General features: G+C 67.4%; 12 protein-coding genes and 1 tRNA gene. 12 read left to right on the top strand and 1 reads right to left on the bottom strand.

Features of this window, described 5'->3' with window-relative positions; translation table 11 throughout:
* Positions 1–121: 121 nt before the first annotated feature.
* The gene (locus ACSUPV_RS16370) at positions 122–1348 is read right to left on the bottom strand and encodes a pyridoxal phosphate-dependent aminotransferase (protein WP_037763641.1); all 1227 of its coding nucleotides are present in this window, start codon (positions 1346–1348) and stop codon (positions 122–124) included.
* A 306-nt stretch (positions 1349–1654) separates the two neighbouring features.
* Here ACSUPV_RS16370 and ACSUPV_RS16365 point away from each other — a divergent pair.
* From ACSUPV_RS16365 to ACSUPV_RS16310, 12 genes are all read left to right on the top strand, one after another.
* Positions 1655–1727 (top strand) — tRNA-Trp (locus tag ACSUPV_RS16365).
* A 108-nt stretch (positions 1728–1835) separates the two neighbouring features.
* Positions 1836–2120 carry a preprotein translocase subunit SecE gene (secE, locus tag ACSUPV_RS16360; RefSeq protein ID WP_030839741.1) on the top strand — a complete coding sequence of 95 codons (285 nt, stop codon included), beginning with the start codon at positions 1836–1838 and terminating at the stop codon, positions 2118–2120.
* An 80-nt stretch (positions 2121–2200) separates the two neighbouring features.
* Positions 2201–3025 (top strand): transcription termination/antitermination protein NusG, encoded by an 825-nt coding sequence (gene nusG, locus ACSUPV_RS16355; RefSeq protein WP_031118804.1) that lies wholly within the window; start codon positions 2201–2203, stop codon positions 3023–3025.
* Between the two features lie 170 nt (positions 3026–3195).
* Positions 3196–3630, top strand: coding sequence for a 50S ribosomal protein L11 (gene rplK, locus ACSUPV_RS16350; protein WP_003992325.1), 435 nt, complete (start codon positions 3196–3198; stop codon positions 3628–3630).
* Between the two features lie 77 nt (positions 3631–3707).
* Positions 3708–4433, top strand: a complete 726-nt coding sequence (gene rplA / locus ACSUPV_RS16345; protein ID WP_037763649.1) for a 50S ribosomal protein L1 — start codon at positions 3708–3710, stop codon at positions 4431–4433.
* 129 nt (positions 4434–4562) lie between these two features.
* Entirely contained in the window at positions 4563–5420 is an 858-nt protein-coding gene (locus tag ACSUPV_RS16340) for a hypothetical protein (protein WP_436947731.1), read from the top strand.
* Between the two features lie 93 nt (positions 5421–5513).
* Positions 5514–6347 carry a hypothetical protein gene (locus ACSUPV_RS16335; RefSeq protein WP_031118801.1) on the top strand — a complete coding sequence of 278 codons (834 nt, stop codon included), beginning with the start codon at positions 5514–5516 and terminating at the stop codon, positions 6345–6347.
* Between the two features lie 313 nt (positions 6348–6660).
* Positions 6661–7191: a 50S ribosomal protein L10 gene (gene rplJ / locus ACSUPV_RS16330; RefSeq protein WP_031118800.1), complete on the top strand. Its 531-nt coding sequence runs from the start codon at positions 6661–6663 to the stop codon at positions 7189–7191.
* Between the two features lie 115 nt (positions 7192–7306).
* Positions 7307–7696, top strand: a complete 390-nt coding sequence (rplL, locus tag ACSUPV_RS16325; RefSeq protein WP_031118799.1) for a 50S ribosomal protein L7/L12 — start codon at positions 7307–7309, stop codon at positions 7694–7696.
* A 574-nt stretch (positions 7697–8270) separates the two neighbouring features.
* Complete coding sequence (gene rpoB / locus ACSUPV_RS16320) at positions 8271–11756, top strand: DNA-directed RNA polymerase subunit beta (RefSeq protein WP_031118798.1); 3486 nt, start codon at positions 8271–8273, stop codon at positions 11754–11756.
* Positions 11757–11849: 93 nt separating this feature from the next.
* Entirely contained in the window at positions 11850–15749 is a 3900-nt protein-coding gene (locus ACSUPV_RS16315; protein WP_037763656.1) for a DNA-directed RNA polymerase subunit beta', read from the top strand.
* Positions 15750–16024: 275 nt separating this feature from the next.
* The gene (locus ACSUPV_RS16310; RefSeq protein WP_436947730.1) at positions 16025–16546 is read left to right on the top strand and encodes a DUF1707 and DUF4190 domain-containing protein; all 522 of its coding nucleotides are present in this window, start codon (positions 16025–16027) and stop codon (positions 16544–16546) included.
* Positions 16547–16556: the final 10 nt, after the last annotated feature.

The raw sequence follows: 16556 nt of genomic DNA, 5'->3' as shown, positions 1-16556 counted from the left end.
GGTAGCGGTTTCCCCTTTAGTGGTCTTGCTCGCACACATTCCTGGTCCTGCTCGCACAAACAAATGGGGCACATACCGAATTCGGTATGTGCCCCAGGGCCGGGGGCCGGCGAAGTGGACGTCAGTCCCGCGCCTCCGCCAGCAGCTTCTGGATCCGGCTCACGCCCTCGACGAGGTCCTCGTCACCCAGCGCGTACGACAGCCGCAGGTACCCCGGCGTACCGAACGCCTCACCCGGCACCACCGCGACCTCGGCCTCCTCCAGGATCAGCGCGGCCAGCTCGACCGTGTCCTGGGGCCGCCTGCCCCGGATCTCCTTGCCGACCAGCGCCTTCACCGACGGGTACGCGTAGAACGCGCCCTCCGGCTCCGGGCAGACCACGCCGTCGATCTCGTTCAGCATCCGCACGATGGTCTTGCGGCGCCGGTCGAAGGCCTCACGCATCTTCGCGACGGCGTCCAGGTCGCCGGAGACGGCGGCCAGCGCGGCCGCCTGCGCGACGTTCGACACGTTCGACGTGGCGTGCGACTGCAGGTTCGTCGCGGCCTTGACCACGTCCTTCGGGCCGATGATCCACCCCACCCGCCAGCCGGTCATCGCGTACGTCTTCGCGACACCGTTGACCACGACGCACTTGTCGCGCAGCTCGGGCAGCACCGCCGGCAGCGACACCGCGGAGGCGTCGCCGTAGACGAGGTGCTCGTAGATCTCGTCGGTCAGCACCCACAGGCCGTGCTCGACGGCCCAGCGGCCGATCTCCTCGGTCTCCTGCTCGCTGTAGACCGCGCCGGTCGGGTTCGACGGCGAGACGAAGAGCACGACCTTCGTCTTCTCCGTACGGGCCGCCTCCAACTGCTCGACGGTCACCCGGTAGCCGGTCGTCTCGTCGGCGACGACCTCCACCGGGACACCCCCGGCCAGCCGGATCGACTCCGGGTACGTCGTCCAGTACGGCGCGGGCACGATGACCTCGTCGCCCGGGTCGAGGATCGCGGCGAAGGCCTCGTAGATGGCCTGCTTGCCGCCGTTGGTGACAAGGATCTGCGAGGCGTCGACCTCGTAGCCCGAGTCGCGCAGCGTCTTCGCGGCGATCGCGGCCTTCAGCTCGGGCAGGCCACCGGCCGGCGTGTAGCGGTGGAACTTCGGGTTCTTGCAGGCCTCGATCGCGGCCTCGACGATGTAGTCCGGGGTCGGGAAGTCGGGCTCACCGGCGCCGAAGCCGATCACCGGCCGCCCGGCGGCCTTGAGGGCCTTGGCCTTGGCGTCCACGGCGAGGGTGGCGGACTCGGAGATCGCGCCGACTCGGGCGGAGACCCGGCGCTCGGTGGGAGGGGTTGCAGCGCTCATGGGCCCCATCGTTTCAGACAGGAAACGTGGGCGGCACGGGGGTTTCACAGACTGAACAACGCCGGGCAAACCCCTGAACAACAGTCCGGATCGCCCCTGCGGCCAGGGCGATCTTCAGTCGATATCCCCACAGCGGACGCCCTCTCCCCAGGCGATCTTCCGCCAACGAGCCCCTCCCGCGGTCCTTTCTGTTCGACGACCGGCCGTGGACCACGTACACTCTCACCTCGTTGGCCTCCCGCAGGCCGCGCCCGTTCGGTGCACACCAAGCATCCGGACGGATGCGGTACGTTGGGGGACACACAAAGGGTCGTAGCTCAATTGGTAGAGCACTGGTCTCCAAAACCAGCGGTTGGGGGTTCAAGTCCCTCCGGCCCTGCTACACACACCTTCGCCAGGATGTGTGCGCATGTACGTACAGCAATGCACCGCCGTGCGGCTCAGACCGGGCGCGGCACGGCCACGACCCGGAATCAGGTGAGGACGAGTGACGGACGCCGTGGGCTCCATCGACATGCCTGATGCCCAGGATGAGGCGCCGGAGTCCAAGAAGACCCGCAAGGGCGGCAAGCGCGGCAAGAAGGGCCCGCTGAAGCGGCTTGCCCTCTTCTACCGCCAGATCGTCGCGGAGCTGCGCAAGGTCGTCTGGCCGACCCGCAACCAGCTCACGACGTACACGACCGTGGTGATCATCTTCGTCGTCATCATGATCGGCCTGGTCACCGTGATTGACTATGGGCTCAGCAACGCCGCCAAGTACGTGTTCGGCTGAGTCGCCAGCGAAGAGCGCCGAGGTACCCGGCGCTCCTTTCGCATGTTCCACCCCCATGTATCCAGGAAGAAGCAGCCACCGTGTCTGACCCGAACGTGAACGACGCCATCGAGCCGGTCGAGTCCGTCGAGGACGAGCTCGACATCGTCGAGGGCGCGGACAGCGAGGACACCGAGACCTCCGCCGAGGTCGAGGCTGCCGACGCCGTCGCGGACGACGACGCCGCCGAGGCGGAGACCGAGACCGAAGAGGTCGCGGACGAGGCCGAGGAAGAGCCCGAGGACGACCGGGACCCGATCGAGAAGCTCCGCGAGGAACTGCGGGTCCTGCCCGGCGAGTGGTACGTCATCCACACCTACGCCGGCTACGAGAACCGCGTGAAGACCAACCTGGAGCAGCGCGCCGTCTCGCTGAACGTCGAGGACTACATCTTCCAGGCCGAGGTGCCGCAGGAAGAGGTCGTCCAGATCAAGAACGGCGACCGCAAGACGATCAAGCAGAACAAGCTCCCGGGCTACGTCCTGGTCCGCATGGACCTGACGAACGAGTCCTGGGGTGTCGTCCGCAACACCCCCGGCGTCACCGGCTTCGTGGGCAACGCCTACGACCCGTACCCGCTGACCCTGGACGAGATCGTCAAGATGCTCGCCCCGGAGGCCGAGGAGAAGGCCGCCCGTGAGGCCGCCGAGGCCGAGGGCAAGCCCGCTCCGCAGCGCAAGGTCGAGGTCCAGGTGCTGGACTTCGAGGTCGGCGACTCGGTCACCGTCACCGACGGCCCGTTCGCCACGCTGCAGGCGACCATCAACGAGATCAACCCCGACTCGAAGAAGGTCAAGGGCCTCGTGGAGATCTTCGGCCGCGAGACGCCGGTCGAGCTCTCCTTCGACCAGATCCAGAAGAACTAGTCCTCTTCCGGACTCACCGCTTCCGCGCAGGTCAGGCGAACGCTCCGGCGCTTGTCTGACCTGCTCGGTTTTTGGCCGCGCATCTATACCCGTTATCGTTGTGCGGTATGCCTGCATCCGGGTGGTCCCCGGGCGCTGGCAGGACCCGAATCGAAAGGACCCGGAGAGCTATGCCTCCCAAGAAGAAGAAGGTCACGGGGCTCATCAAGCTCCAGATCCAGGCCGGTGCCGCCAACCCGGCCCCGCCGGTCGGCCCCGCGCTGGGTCAGCACGGCGTGAACATCATGGAGTTCTGCAAGGCCTACAACGCCGCGACCGAGTCGCAGCGTGGCTGGGTCATCCCGGTGGAGATCACGGTCTACGAGGACCGTTCCTTCACCTTCATCACCAAGACCCCGCCGGCCGCCAAGATGATCCTGAAGGCCGCGGGCATCGAGAAGGGCTCCGGCGAGCCGCACAAGACCAAGGTCGCGAAGATCACGCGTGACCAGGTCCGCGAGATCGCCACCACGAAGATGCCCGACCTCAACGCCAACGACCTGGACGCCGCCGAGAAGATCATCGCCGGCACCGCCCGTTCCATGGGCGTCACGGTCGAGGGCTGAGCCCCAACCTCCATCAGCAGAAGTGGCAGGGCCTGCTCGGCCCGGACCACGACTCCTAAGAATCCACAGGAGCAGTAGTGAGCAAGCGCAGCAAGTCCCTTCGCGCTGCGGACGCCAAGGTCGACCGGGAGAAGCTCTACGCCCCGCTCGAGGCCGTCCGTCTCGCCAAGGACACCTCCACGACCAAGTTCGACGGCACCGTCGAGGTCGCCTTCCGTCTGGGTGTCGACCCGCGCAAGGCCGACCAGATGGTCCGTGGCACCGTGAACCTCCCGCACGGCACCGGTAAGACCGCCCGGGTCCTGGTCTTCGCGACCGGCGACCGTGCCGAGGCCGCGCGTGCCGCGGGCGCCGACATCGTCGGCGCCGACGAGCTGATCGACGAGGTGTCGAAGGGTCGTCTGGACTTCGACGCCGTCGTCGCCACCCCGGACCTCATGGGCAAGGTCGGCCGCCTCGGCCGCGTGCTCGGTCCGCGTGGTCTGATGCCGAACCCGAAGACCGGCACCGTCACCCCCGACGTCGCCAAGGCCGTCACCGAGATCAAGGGCGGCAAGATCGAGTTCCGTGTCGACAAGCACGCGAACCTGCACTTCATCATCGGCAAGGTGTCCTTCGACGACAGCAAGCTGGTGGAGAACTACGGCGCCGCGCTGGAGGAGATCCTCCGTCTGAAGCCGTCCGCCGCCAAGGGTCGCTACATCAAGAAGGCCGCCATCACCACCACGATGGGCCCCGGCATTCCGGTCGACCCGAACCGCACCCGCAACCTCCTCGTCGAGGAGGACCCGGCCGCGGTCTGAGCCTTCAGGCTCACCCAACCGGTCACGGGCCCCGCACCTCTCACAGGTGCGGGGCCCGTTCCCTTTTCCGGGTACGCGCGTCCGCGGCCTGGGTTAACGTGCGGGAACCGGATGGGAACGGGGGGACGTATGCAGGGCACGACCGTGCGCCGAGCGGGTCTGGTGCTCGCGCTGGTGACCGCGCTGGCGGGGTCGGCCGCCTGCACCTCCCCGGACCCCGCCGACCGCCCCGGCGAGGACACCCGCGCCCCGCGCGGCAGCTCCCAGACCGCCCTGCGCTCCGCCGAGCGCGCCACCGAGCGGGCCGGCTCCGCCCGGGTCGAGTCCACGACCACCATGGGCTCCCTGATGTCCATGACCGCCGACGGCACCCTCGGCTGGGGCGACGGCATCACCGGCACCCTGACCATCACGTACACCGGCGGCACCGTCGCCGACACCATGCGGCGGCTCGGCAGCACCTCGATGGAGGCCCGCTACCTGCCCGACGCCTACTACGCGCGCATGGGCGAGAAGTTCGCCGAGCAGACCGGCGGCAAGAACTGGATCAGGTACGCCTACGACGACCTGGGGGCCCTGGCCGGCGGCTCCGGGACCCACCTCGGCGACCGAATGCGCTCCAGCACGCCCAACCAGACCCTGAAGCTCCTGCTGGCCTCCGAGGACGTCCGGAAGGTCGGCGAGGAGACCGTGCGCGGCCGGCCCGCCACGCACTGGTCCGGCACCGTCGAGGCGGCGGACGTCACCGACACCGCCCTGCGGAAGCAGCTCACCGAGGCCGGTGTCACCACCGAGACCGTCGACATCTGGATCGACAAGCGGAACCTGCTCGTCAAGAAGGTGGAGAAGGCCCGGATGGCGACGGGCCCGATGACCCAGACCGCCCACTACGGCGACTACGGCGTGCGGGTCCGGGCCGAGCGGCCTCCACTGTCCGACACCGGGGACTTCGAGGACCTGATGCGGAAGCGGACCGGTACGCCCTGACCTCCCCGAGAATGCGGATAGATCACTTGTGCCCCTCTGGTATAGGCTCGCCGCCTTGCTGTGCAGCAAGCATGTATTCCTTGGGGGGAATCAATGAGAAAGACATCCATACCTGCCGCCGGCCTGGGCGCTCTGATTCTCGCCGCCGGTGCCGTCGGCTGCGGATCCGAGCAGTCTCCGGAGATGACGCCCGCGGCCGCCGTCGCCAAGGCGGCCAAGAACACGGAGGACATCACGTCCCTCCACTACCGCATGAGCGGTACGGCGCCGGAGTCCGGCAAGGTCGAGGGCGAGGCGTCCATGCGCCTGAAGCCCACGATCGCCATGAGCATGAAGGTCTCGGCGTCCGGCCAGGCGGCCACCGCCGGTGAGACCGAGATCCGTCTCGTCGACAAGGCCATGTACATCGGTGGGGGAGCCGAGATGGCCAAGGAGATGGACGGCAAGACCTGGATGAAGTTCGACCTGTCCGGCTCCGACGCCGGCAAGGAGCTGGACCAGCTGGGCTCCACCAGCCAGGCCGAGCAGAACCCGGCGGCGGAGTCCACCTTCCTCACGGGCGCCAAGGACGTGAAGAAGGTCGGCTCCGAGAAGGTCGACGGCGTCGAGACGACCCACTACACCGGCACGGTCACCCTCGCCGACCTGCGCGCCTCCCTGAAGAAGGAGGACGCGGAGACCCGCGAGCGGCGCGAAAAGAGCGTCAAGCAGTACGAGAAGATGGGCATCGACAAGCTCACGATGGACATGTGGGTCGACGGTGACGACCGCACCAAGCAGTTCCGGATGAAGGGCGACGCCGACAAGGGCCCGCTCGACATGACCATCACCTTCCTCGACTACAACAAGCCGGTGGAGATCAAGGCGCCGCCCGCCAAGGACGTCGCCGACCTCGCCGACCTGTTCAAGGACCTCGAGGCGAGCTGATCCGTCCGGTCCCTCCGATCCGTCGTACGGGCGGATTTGCTTGACAGCGATTCGTTCCCGTACCCTCCTACAGAAGCCAAAGACCGCTGGTCGTTACCGCGCGCTCGGACGAGGGCGCGGTGGCCGAAGGATCCGCTGAAACGGCGGACGGCCCGCGCAGGTGACACAGGAGAAGCTCCCGGAGTCCGCCGCCCCCGTGCGTGCGTGAAACCGGTCGAGCTACGCCCCGTGCGCTTGCGCCGGGGCGTTTCGTTTTCCCCAGTCCTCCTTCGGGTCCGCGCGGTCCGAATCACCCGGAAGGAGGCCGAGGCTCATGGCGAGGCCTGACAAGGTCGATGCCGTCGAGGAGATGCGGGACAAGTTCCGCAACTCCAACGGCGCCGTCGTTACCGCGTACACCGGTCTCACCGTGGCTCAGCTCCAGCAGCTGCGCCGTTCACTCGGTGAGAACGCTCAGTACCGTGTGGCGAAGAACACGCTGACCAAGATTGCGGCCAACGAGGCCGGGATCACCACGATCGACGACCTCTTCACCGGTTCGTCGGCCGTCGCCTTCGTGACCGGTGACCCGGTCGAGGCGGCGAAGGGTCTCCGTGACTTCGCCAAGGACAACCCCAACCTGGTCATCAAGGGCGGCGTCCTTGACGGCAAGGCGTTGTCCGCCGATGAGATCAAGAAGCTTGCGGACCTCGAGTCCCGCGAGGTTCTGCTCTCCAAGCTGGCCGGTGCCTTCAAGGCGAAGCAGTCCCAGGCTGCCTCCGTCTTCCAGGCGCTGCCGTCGAAGCTCGTCCGCACCGTGGACGCGCTCCGTGCCAAGCAGGACGAGCAGGGCGGTGCCGAGTAACTCGGCTCGCATCCCGGCCGCCGCTGCCTGAACGCGGCGACCGTAGCGGGCCACACGTACGCCCGCCTCACATGTACATCCGGCACCTGCCGATTTAGTGGAAGGACCGCCAATCATGGCGAAGCTCAGCCAGGAAGACCTGCTCGCGCAGTTCGAGGAGATGACCCTCATCGAGCTCTCCGAGTTCGTGAAGGCGTTCGAGGAGAAGTTCGACGTCACCGCCGCCGCGGCCGCCCCGGTCGTCGTCGCCGGTGGTGCCGGTGCCGCCGCCGGCGCCGAGGCCCCGGAGGAGAAGGACGAGTTCGACGTCATCCTCTCCGGCGCCGGTGACAAGAAGATCCAGGTCATCAAGGTCGTGCGCGAGCTCACCTCCCTGGGCCTGAAGGAGGCCAAGGACCTGGTCGACGGTGCGCCGAAGCCGGTTCTGGAGAAGGTCAACAAGGAGGCCGCCGACAAGGCGAAGGAGGCCCTCGAGGGCGCCGGTGCCTCCGTCGAGGTCAAGTAAGACCTCCCGGATCCGCCAGGATCCACGACACGTCCCCCTGGACGTGTAACGCGTAAGCGCCGAGGAGCGATCATCCATCCGGGTGGTCGCTCTTCGGCGTTTCAGGGGTCCGGCCACGGTTGCCTTGCACCCCCGGTGGCGGGGGGTATGGTGATCTTCGTCGTGTCTCTGGGACGGCCCCGGTTCGGGCAGGGGGGCCTTGACGAACCGCACGCAGCGCGCAATTCTCAGGACGCGTCGTCACAACGATCCGAATCCGAGGCATGGATCGGCGACGAAGAGGGCAGTATCAACGTGCGTTGAGGGCAGGGCCTTGTCGCAGGAGCGGAACAACGAGGGTCAACACGGGTCTGACAACCCGGACTGGACATCAGTGTGCCGAGTGGCTACACTGACCCTTTGCGCTGCCTGTTAGCTGTCCCCTGCCCGTCACCAGGGGTCTGCCCTCGCCCGAGCATCGAGACAAGACCACGTCCGACCAGGCCTTTCGGCCCCGTCGGCCCAGCTTGTCTCCGTGTACGGGAGAGGGGCCGGTACGCGCGTAGTGAGTCCGAGCCCTCGGAAGGACCCCCTCTTGGCCGCCTCGCGCAACGCCTCGACCGCGAATACGAACAACGGCGCCAGCACCGCCCCGCTGCGCATCTCTTTTGCAAAGATCAAGGAGCCTCTCGAGGTTCCCAACCTGCTCGCGCTGCAGACCGAGAGCTTCGACTGGCTGCTCGGCAACACGGCCTGGCAGAGTCGGGTCGAGGAGGCTCTGGAGAACGGTCAGGACGTCCCCACCAAGTCCGGGCTCGAGGAGATCTTCGAGGAGATCTCCCCGATCGAGGACTTCAGCGGGTCGATGTCGCTGACGTTCCGGGACCACCGCTTCGAGCCGCCGAAGAACTCGATCGACGAGTGCAAGGAGCGCGACTTCACGTACGCGGCCCCGCTCTTCGTCACGGCCGAGTTCACCAACAACGAGACCGGCGAGATCAAGTCCCAGACGGTCTTCATGGGCGACTTCCCGCTCATGACCAACAAGGGCACCTTCGTCATCAACGGCACCGAGCGTGTCGTGGTGTCGCAGCTGGTCCGTTCCCCCGGTGTCTACTTCGACTCCTCCATCGACAAGACGTCCGACAAGGACATCTTCTCCGCCAAGATCATCCCGTCCCGGGGTGCCTGGCTGGAGATGGAGATCGACAAGCGCGACATGGTCGGTGTGCGCATCGACCGCAAGCGCAAGCAGTCCGTCACCGTCCTGCTCAAGGCGCTCGGCTGGACCACCGAGCAGATCCTCGAGGAGTTCGGCGAGTACGAGTCCATGCGCGCCACCCTGGAGAAGGACCACACCCAGGGCCAGGACGACGCGCTGCTCGACATCTACCGCAAGCTGCGCCCGGGCGAGCCCCCCACGCGTGAGGCCGCGCAGACGCTGCTGGAGAACCTGTACTTCAACCCCAAGCGCTACGACCTGGCCAAGGTCGGCCGCTACAAGGTCAACAAGAAGCTGGGCACGGACACCCCGCTGGACGCCGGGATCCTGACCGTCGAGGACATCATCGCGACGATCAAGTACCTGGTGAAGCTGCACGCCGGCGAGACCGAGACGGTCGGTGACAACGGCACCTCCGTGGTCGTCGAGACCGACGACATCGACCACTTCGGCAACCGCCGCCTGCGCAGCGTCGGCGAGCTCATCCAGAACCAGGTCCGTACGGGTCTGGCGCGTATGGAGCGTGTCGTCCGCGAGCGGATGACGACCCAGGACGTCGAGGCGATCACGCCGCAGACCCTGATCAACATCCGGCCGGTCGTCGCCTCCATCAAGGAGTTCTTCGGCACCAGCCAGCTGTCGCAGTTCATGGACCAGAACAACCCGCTGTCGGGTCTGACGCACAAGCGGCGTCTGTCCGCGCTCGGCCCGGGTGGTCTGTCCCGTGAGCGGGCCGGCTTCGAGGTCCGTGACGTGCACCCCTCGCACTACGGCCGCATGTGCCCGATCGAGACCCCCGAAGGCCCGAACATCGGTCTGATCGGCTCGCTCGCCACCTACGGCCGCGTGAACGCGTTCGGTTTCGTCGAGACCCCGTATCGCAAGGTGTTCGAGGGCCAGGTCACCGACCAGGTCGACTACCTCACGGCCGACGAGGAGGACCGCTTCGTCATCGCGCAGGCCAACGCGCCGCTGACGGACGACCTCCGCTTCGCCGAGGCCCGCGTGCTCGTCCGCCGCAAGGGCGGCGAGGTCGACTACGTCGGCCCCGAGGACGTGGACTACATGGACGTCTCGCCGCGCCAGATGGTGTCGGTCGCGACCGCCATGATCCCCTTCCTGGAGCACGACGACGCCAACCGTGCCCTCATGGGCGCGAACATGATGCGTCAGGCCGTGCCGCTGATTAAGTCCGAGTCCCCGCTCGTCGGCACCGGCATGGAGTACCGCTCCGCGGTCGACGCCGGCGACGTGGTCAAGGCCGAGAAGCCCGGTGTGGTCCAGGAGGTCTCCGCGGACTACATCACCACCGCCAACGACGACGGCACGTACATCACGTACCGCCTGGCCAAGTTCGCCCGCTCCAACCAGGGCACCTCGGTCAACCAGAAGGTCATCGTCAACGAGGGCGACCGGATCATCGAGGGCCAGGTCCTGGCCGACGGTCCGGCCACCCAGAACGGCGAGATGGCGCTGGGCAAGAACCTGCTCGTGGCGTTCATGCCGTGGGAGGGTCACAACTACGAGGACGCGATCATCCTGTCGCAGCGCCTCGTGCAGGACGACGTCCTCTCCTCGATCCACATCGAGGAGCACGAGGTCGACGCCCGTGACACCAAGCTCGGCCCCGAGGAGATCACCCGGGACATCCCGAACGTCTCCGAGGAGGTCCTCGCCGACCTCGACGAGCGCGGCATCATCCGTATCGGTGCCGAGGTCATCGCCGGCGACATCCTCGTCGGCAAGGTGACCCCGAAGGGTGAGACCGAGCTGACCCCCGAGGAGCGCCTGCTGCGCGCGATCTTCGGTGAGAAGGCCCGTGAGGTCCGTGACACCTCGCTGAAGGTGCCGCACGGCGAGACCGGCAAGGTCATCGGCGTCCGCGTCTTCGACCGCGAGGAGGGCGACGAGCTTCCCCCCGGTGTGAACCAGCTGGTGCGCGTCTACGTCGCGCAGAAGCGCAAGATCACCGACGGTGACAAGCTCGCCGGCCGCCACGGCAACAAGGGCGTCATCTCGAAGATCCTGCCGATCGAGGACATGCCGTTCCTGGAGGACGGCACCCCGGTCGACATCATCCTCAACCCGCTGGGTGTGCCGTCCCGAATGAACCCGGGACAGGTCCTGGAGATCCACCTCGGCTGGCTCGCCAGCCAGGGCTGGGACGTCTCCGGCCTGGCGGAGGACTGGGCGCAGCGTCTGCAGGCGATCGACGCCGACCAGGTCCCGCCGCGGACCAACGTCGCGACGCCGGTCTTCGACGGTGCCCGTGAGGACGAGCTGGCCGGTCTGCTGAACCACACCATCCCGAACCGCGACGGCGAGCGCATGGTGCTCCCGTCCGGCAAGGCCCGGCTGTTCGACGGCCGCTCCGGCGAGCCGTTCCCGGACCCGATCTCGGTCGGGTACATGTACATCCTCAAGCTGCACCACCTGGTCGACGACAAGCTGCACGCCCGCTCGACCGGTCCGTACTCCATGATCACCCAGCAGCCGCTGGGTGGTAAGGCCCAGTTCGGTGGCCAGCGCTTCGGTGAGATGGAGGTGTGGGCGCTGGAGGCGTACGGCGCCGCCTACGCCCTCCAGGAGCTGCTGACCATCAAGTCCGACGACGTCACCGGCCGCGTGAAGGTCTACGAGGCCATCGTCAAGGGCGAGAACATCCCCGAGCCCGGCATCCCCGAGTCCTTCAAGGTGCTCATCAAGGAGATGCAGTCTCTCTGCCTGAACGTGGAGGTGCTGTCCAGCGACGGTATGTCCATCGAGATGCGTGACACCGACGAGGACGTCTTCCGCGCTGCGGAGGAGCTCGGCATCGACCTGTCCCGGCGTGAGCCGAGCAGCGTCGAAGAGGTCTGACGGGAGTCCGGGGGCCTGCGCTTCGCAGGTCCCCGGCCCCAGGACCCCCGTTTCAGACCAAAGACTTACAACCCTGAGAGGGATTGACGCATAGTGCTCGACGTCAACTTCTTCGACGAGCTCCGGATCGGTCTGGCCACCGCTGACGACATCCGTCAGTGGAGCCACGGCGAGGTCAAGAAGCCCGAGACCATCAACTACCGCACCCTCAAGCCCGAAAAGGACGGACTCTTCTGCGAGAAGATCTTCGGTCCGACCCGGGACTGGGAGTGCTACTGCGGCAAGTACAAGCGCGTCCGCTTCAAGGGCATCATCTGTGAGCGCTGCGGTGTCGAGGTGACTCGCGCCAAGGTGCGCCGTGAGCGGATGGGCCACATCGAGCTGGCCGCTCCCGTCACGCACATCTGGTACTTCAAGGGCGTTCCGTCGCGTCTGGGCTACCTGCTCGACCTGGCCCCGAAGGACCTGGAGAAGGTCATCTACTTCGCGGCGTACATGATCACGTACGTCGACGAGGAGCGCCGCACCCGCGACCTGCCCTCGCTGGAGGCCCATGTCTCCGTCGAGCGCCAGCAGATCGAGCAGCGCCGCGACGCCGACCTGGAGGCCCGCGCCAAGAAGCTCGAGACCGACCTGGCCGAGCTGGAGGCCGAGGGCGCCAAGGCCGACGTGCGCCGCAAGGTGCGCGAGGGTGCCGAGCGCGAGATGAAGCAGCTGCGCGACCGCGCCCAGCGCGAGATCGACCGTCTCGACGAGGTGTGGAACCGCTTCAAGAACCTCAAGGTCCAGGACCTGGAGGGCGACGAGCTGCTCTACCGCGAGCTGCGTGACCGCTTCGGCACGTACTTCGACGGCTCGATGGGTGCCGCGGCGCTGCAGAAGCGCCTGGAGTCCTTCGACCTCGACGAGGAGGCCGAGAAGCTCCGCGAGATCATCCGTACCGGCAAGGGCCAGAAGAAGACCCGTGCGCTCAAGCGCCTGAAGGTCGTCTCCGCGTTCCTGCAGACCAGCAACAGCCCCAAGGGCATGGTGCTCGACTGCGTGCCGGTCATCCCGCCGGACCTCCGCCCGATGGTGCAGCTGGACGGTGGCCGCTTCGCGACCTCCGACCTGAACGACCTGTACCGCCGTGTGATCAACCGGAACAACCGCCTGAAGCGCCTTCTCGACCTCGGTGCGCCCGAGATCATCGTGAACAACGAGAAGCGCATGCTCCAGGAGGCCGTGGACGCGCTGTTCGACAACGGCCGCCGTGGCCGTCCGGTCACCGGTCCCGGTAACCGCCCGCTGAAGTCCCTCAGCGACATGCTGAAGGGCAAGCAGGGTCGCTTCCGTCAGAACCTGCTCGGTAAGCGTGTGGACTACTCCGCGCGTTCCGTGATCGTCGTCGGTCCGCAGCTGAAGCTGCACCAGTGCGGTCTGCCCAAGGCGATGGCGCTGGAGCTCTTCAAGCCGTTCGTGATGAAGCGCCTGGTCGACCTGAACCACGCGCAGAACATCAAGAGCGCCAAGCGCATGGTCGAGCGCGGCCGCACGGTCGTGTACGACGTGCTGGAAGAGGTCATCGCGGAGCACCCGGTTCTGCTGAACCGTGCGCCCACGCTGCACCGCCTCGGCATCCAGGCCTTCGAGCCGCAGCTGGTCGAGGGCAAGGCCATCCAGATCCACCCGCTCGTCTGCACCGCGTTCAACGCGGACTTCGACGGTGACCAGATGGCCGTGCACCTGCCGCTGTCCGCGGAGGCGCAGGCCGAGGCCCGCATCCTGATGCTGTCCTCGAACAACATCCTCAAGCCGGCCGACGGCCGTCCGGTGACGATGCCGACCCAGGACATGGTCCTCGGTCTGTTCTTCCTCACCACCGACGGCGAGATGCGCGACCTCAAGGGCGAGGGCCGTTCCTTCGCCTCGGTCGCGGAGGCGATCATGGCCTTCGACGCGGGCGAGCTGTCGCTCCAGTCGAAGATCGACGTCCGCTTCCCGGTCGGCACCATCCCGCCGCGCGGCTGGACCCCGCCGGCGCGTGAGGAGGGTGAGCCCGAGTGGCAGCAGGGTGACAGCTTCCGGCTGAACACCACGCTGGGCCGTGCGCTCTTCAACGAGCTGCTGCCCGAGGACTACCCGTTCGTCGACTACGAGGTCGGCAAGAAGCAGCTCTCCGAGATCGTCAACGACCTCGCCGAGCGCTACCCGAAGGTCATCGTGGCGGCGACGCTCGACAACCTGAAGGCGGCCGGCTTCTACTGGGCCACCCGCTCCGGCGTCACCGTCGCGATCTCCGACGTCGTCGTCCCCGAGGCGAAGAAGGAGATCGTCCGTGGCTACGAGGCGCAGGACGAGAAGGTCCAGAAGCAGTACGAGCGCGGTCTGATCACCAAGGACGAGCGCACGCAGGAGCTCATCGCGATCTGGACCAAGGCGACCAACGAGGTCGCCGAGGCGATGAACGACAACTTCCCGAAGACCAACCCGATCTTCATGATGGTGAACTCGGGTGCACGAGGCAACATGATGCAGATGCGTCAGATCGCCGGTATGCGTGGTCTGGTGTCGAACGCGAAGAACGAGACGATCCCGCGTCCGATCAAGGCGTCGTTCCGTGAGGGTCTGTCCGTGCTGGAGTACTTCATCTCCACGCACGGTGCCCGTAAGGGTCTGGCGGACACCGCTCTGCGTACCGCCGACTCGGGTTACCTCACGCGTCGTCTGGTCGACGTCTCCCAGGACGTCATCATTCGCGAGGAGGACTGCGGCACCGAGCGCGGTCTGCGTCTGAAGATCGCCGACCGGAACGCCGAGGGCGCGCTGATCAAGACGGAGAACGTCGAGACCTCCGTGTACGCGCGCTGCCTCGCCGAGGACATCGTCGTCGACGGGCAGGTGCTGGCCCCGGCCGGCACCGACCTGGGCGACGTCCTCATCGAGGAGCTCGTCTCCCGCGGCGTCGAGGAGGTCAAGACCCGCTCGGTCCTGACCTGCGAGTCCGCCGTCGGCACCTGCGCGATGTGCTACGGCCGTTCGCTGGCCACCGGCAAGCTGGTCGACATCGGTGAGGCGGTCGGCATCATCGCCGCCCAGTCCATCGGTGAGCCCGGTACCCAGCTGACGATGCGTACCTTCCACACCGGTGGTGTGGCCGGTGACGACATCACCCAGGGTCTGCCGCGTGTCGTCGAGCTCTTCGAGGCCCGTACCCCGAAGGGTGTCGCCCCGATCTCCGAGGCGAGCGGCCGCGTTCGCATCGAGGAGACCGAGAAGACGAAGAAGATCGTCATCACCCCGGACGACGGCAGCGACGAGACGGCCTACCCGATCTCGAAGCGCGCCCGACTCCTGGTCAGCGAGGGCGAGCACGTCGAGGTGGGCCAGAAGCTCACCGTGGGTGCCACCAACCCGCACGACGTGCTGCGCATCCTGGGCCAGCGTGCCGTCCAGGTCCACCTGGTCGGCGAGGTCCAGAAGGTCTACAACTCGCAGGGTGTGTCGATCCACGACAAGCACATCGAGATCATCATCCGGCAGATGCTCCGCCGCGTGACGATCATCGAGTCCGGCGACGCCGAGCTGCTGCCCGGCGAGCTGGTCGAGCGCTCGAAGTTCGAGCACGAGAACCGTCGTGTGGTCCAGGAGGGCGGTCACCCGGCCTCCGGTCGTCCGCAGCTCATGGGTATCACCAAGGCCTCGCTGGCCACGGAGTCCTGGCTGTCGGCGGCGTCCTTCCAGGAGACGACGCGAGTCCTCACGGACGCGGCGATCAACGCCAAGTCCGACTCGCTCATCGGCCTCAAGGAGAACGTCATCATCGGTAAGCTCATCCCGGCCGGTACGGGTCTGTCCCGCTACCGCAACATCCGGGTCGAGCCGACCGAGGAGGCCAAGGCCGCGATGTACTCGGCCGTCGGCTACGACGACATCGACTACTCGCCGTTCGGCACGGGCTCCGGCCAGGCCGTTCCGCTGGAGGACTACGACTACGGTCCGTACAACCAGTAAGCGAGTCGCTTGAACGGAGGGCGGCCATCCTTTGGGGTGGCCGCCCTTCGGCGTTCCCGCGGCGAGGGGGCGGGGCGGTGCGAGGAGTCTCGTACGCCCTGCTCCGGGCTTCGGGGCCGCCGAGCCTCTCCGCGGCCCCGCGGAGCGCTCCCGGGCGCACCGGCGGCGGCGGGCGCCGCCTGGCCGACGCTTCACCCCTGGCCGCTGACGCCCCGGTGCGGGAAAGCCCCGGATCGGCGCATCATGGAAGGACTCCGGTTCCGGGGAGGTGCTCCGTGTCGCAGCCGCCCTATCCGTCCTGGCAGCCCTGGCAGGGGGCCAGGGTGCCGTCGATGCTGGCCTCGCACGCCGATCGGGAGCGGGCCGTGGACGTGCTCAGAGCGGGATACGGCGAGGGGCGGTTGGAGCACCCGGAGTTCGAGAAGCGGGTGGCGCGGGCGTATGCCGCGCGGACCGTGGGGGAGCTGGCGCTGCTCGTCGCGGATCTGCCCCAGGGGCCCTTGCCGCAGTCGGTGCCGGCCGTGTCCGTGCCGCCGGCGTTCCTGCCGGTGCCGCGGCCGCAGACGAACGGGAAGGCGGTCGCCGCCGCGGTGTGCGGGCTGCTGTGCGTGCCGAGCATGGGGCTGACCGGGATCCCGGCCGTCGTCCTCGGGCATGTGGCGCGGGCCGAGATCCGCAGCCGCGGGGAGCTGGGGGACGGGCTCGCGCTGACCGGGCTCGTACTCGGATGGTTGTCCACGGCAGGCTGGGCACTCGTCCTGGTGTTGCTCACCGTGGTGTCCATCGCGGCCGGCTGATCATGCGCAG

Origin of the sequence: Streptomyces sp. SudanB52_2052 (genome assembly GCF_964272415.1) — a bacterium.
Lineage (GTDB): Bacteria > Actinomycetota > Actinomycetes > Streptomycetales > Streptomycetaceae > Streptomyces > Streptomyces olindensis.
The sequence above is the reverse complement of the archived record's forward strand: the minus strand, read 5'-3'. Positions and strand labels throughout refer to the sequence as shown.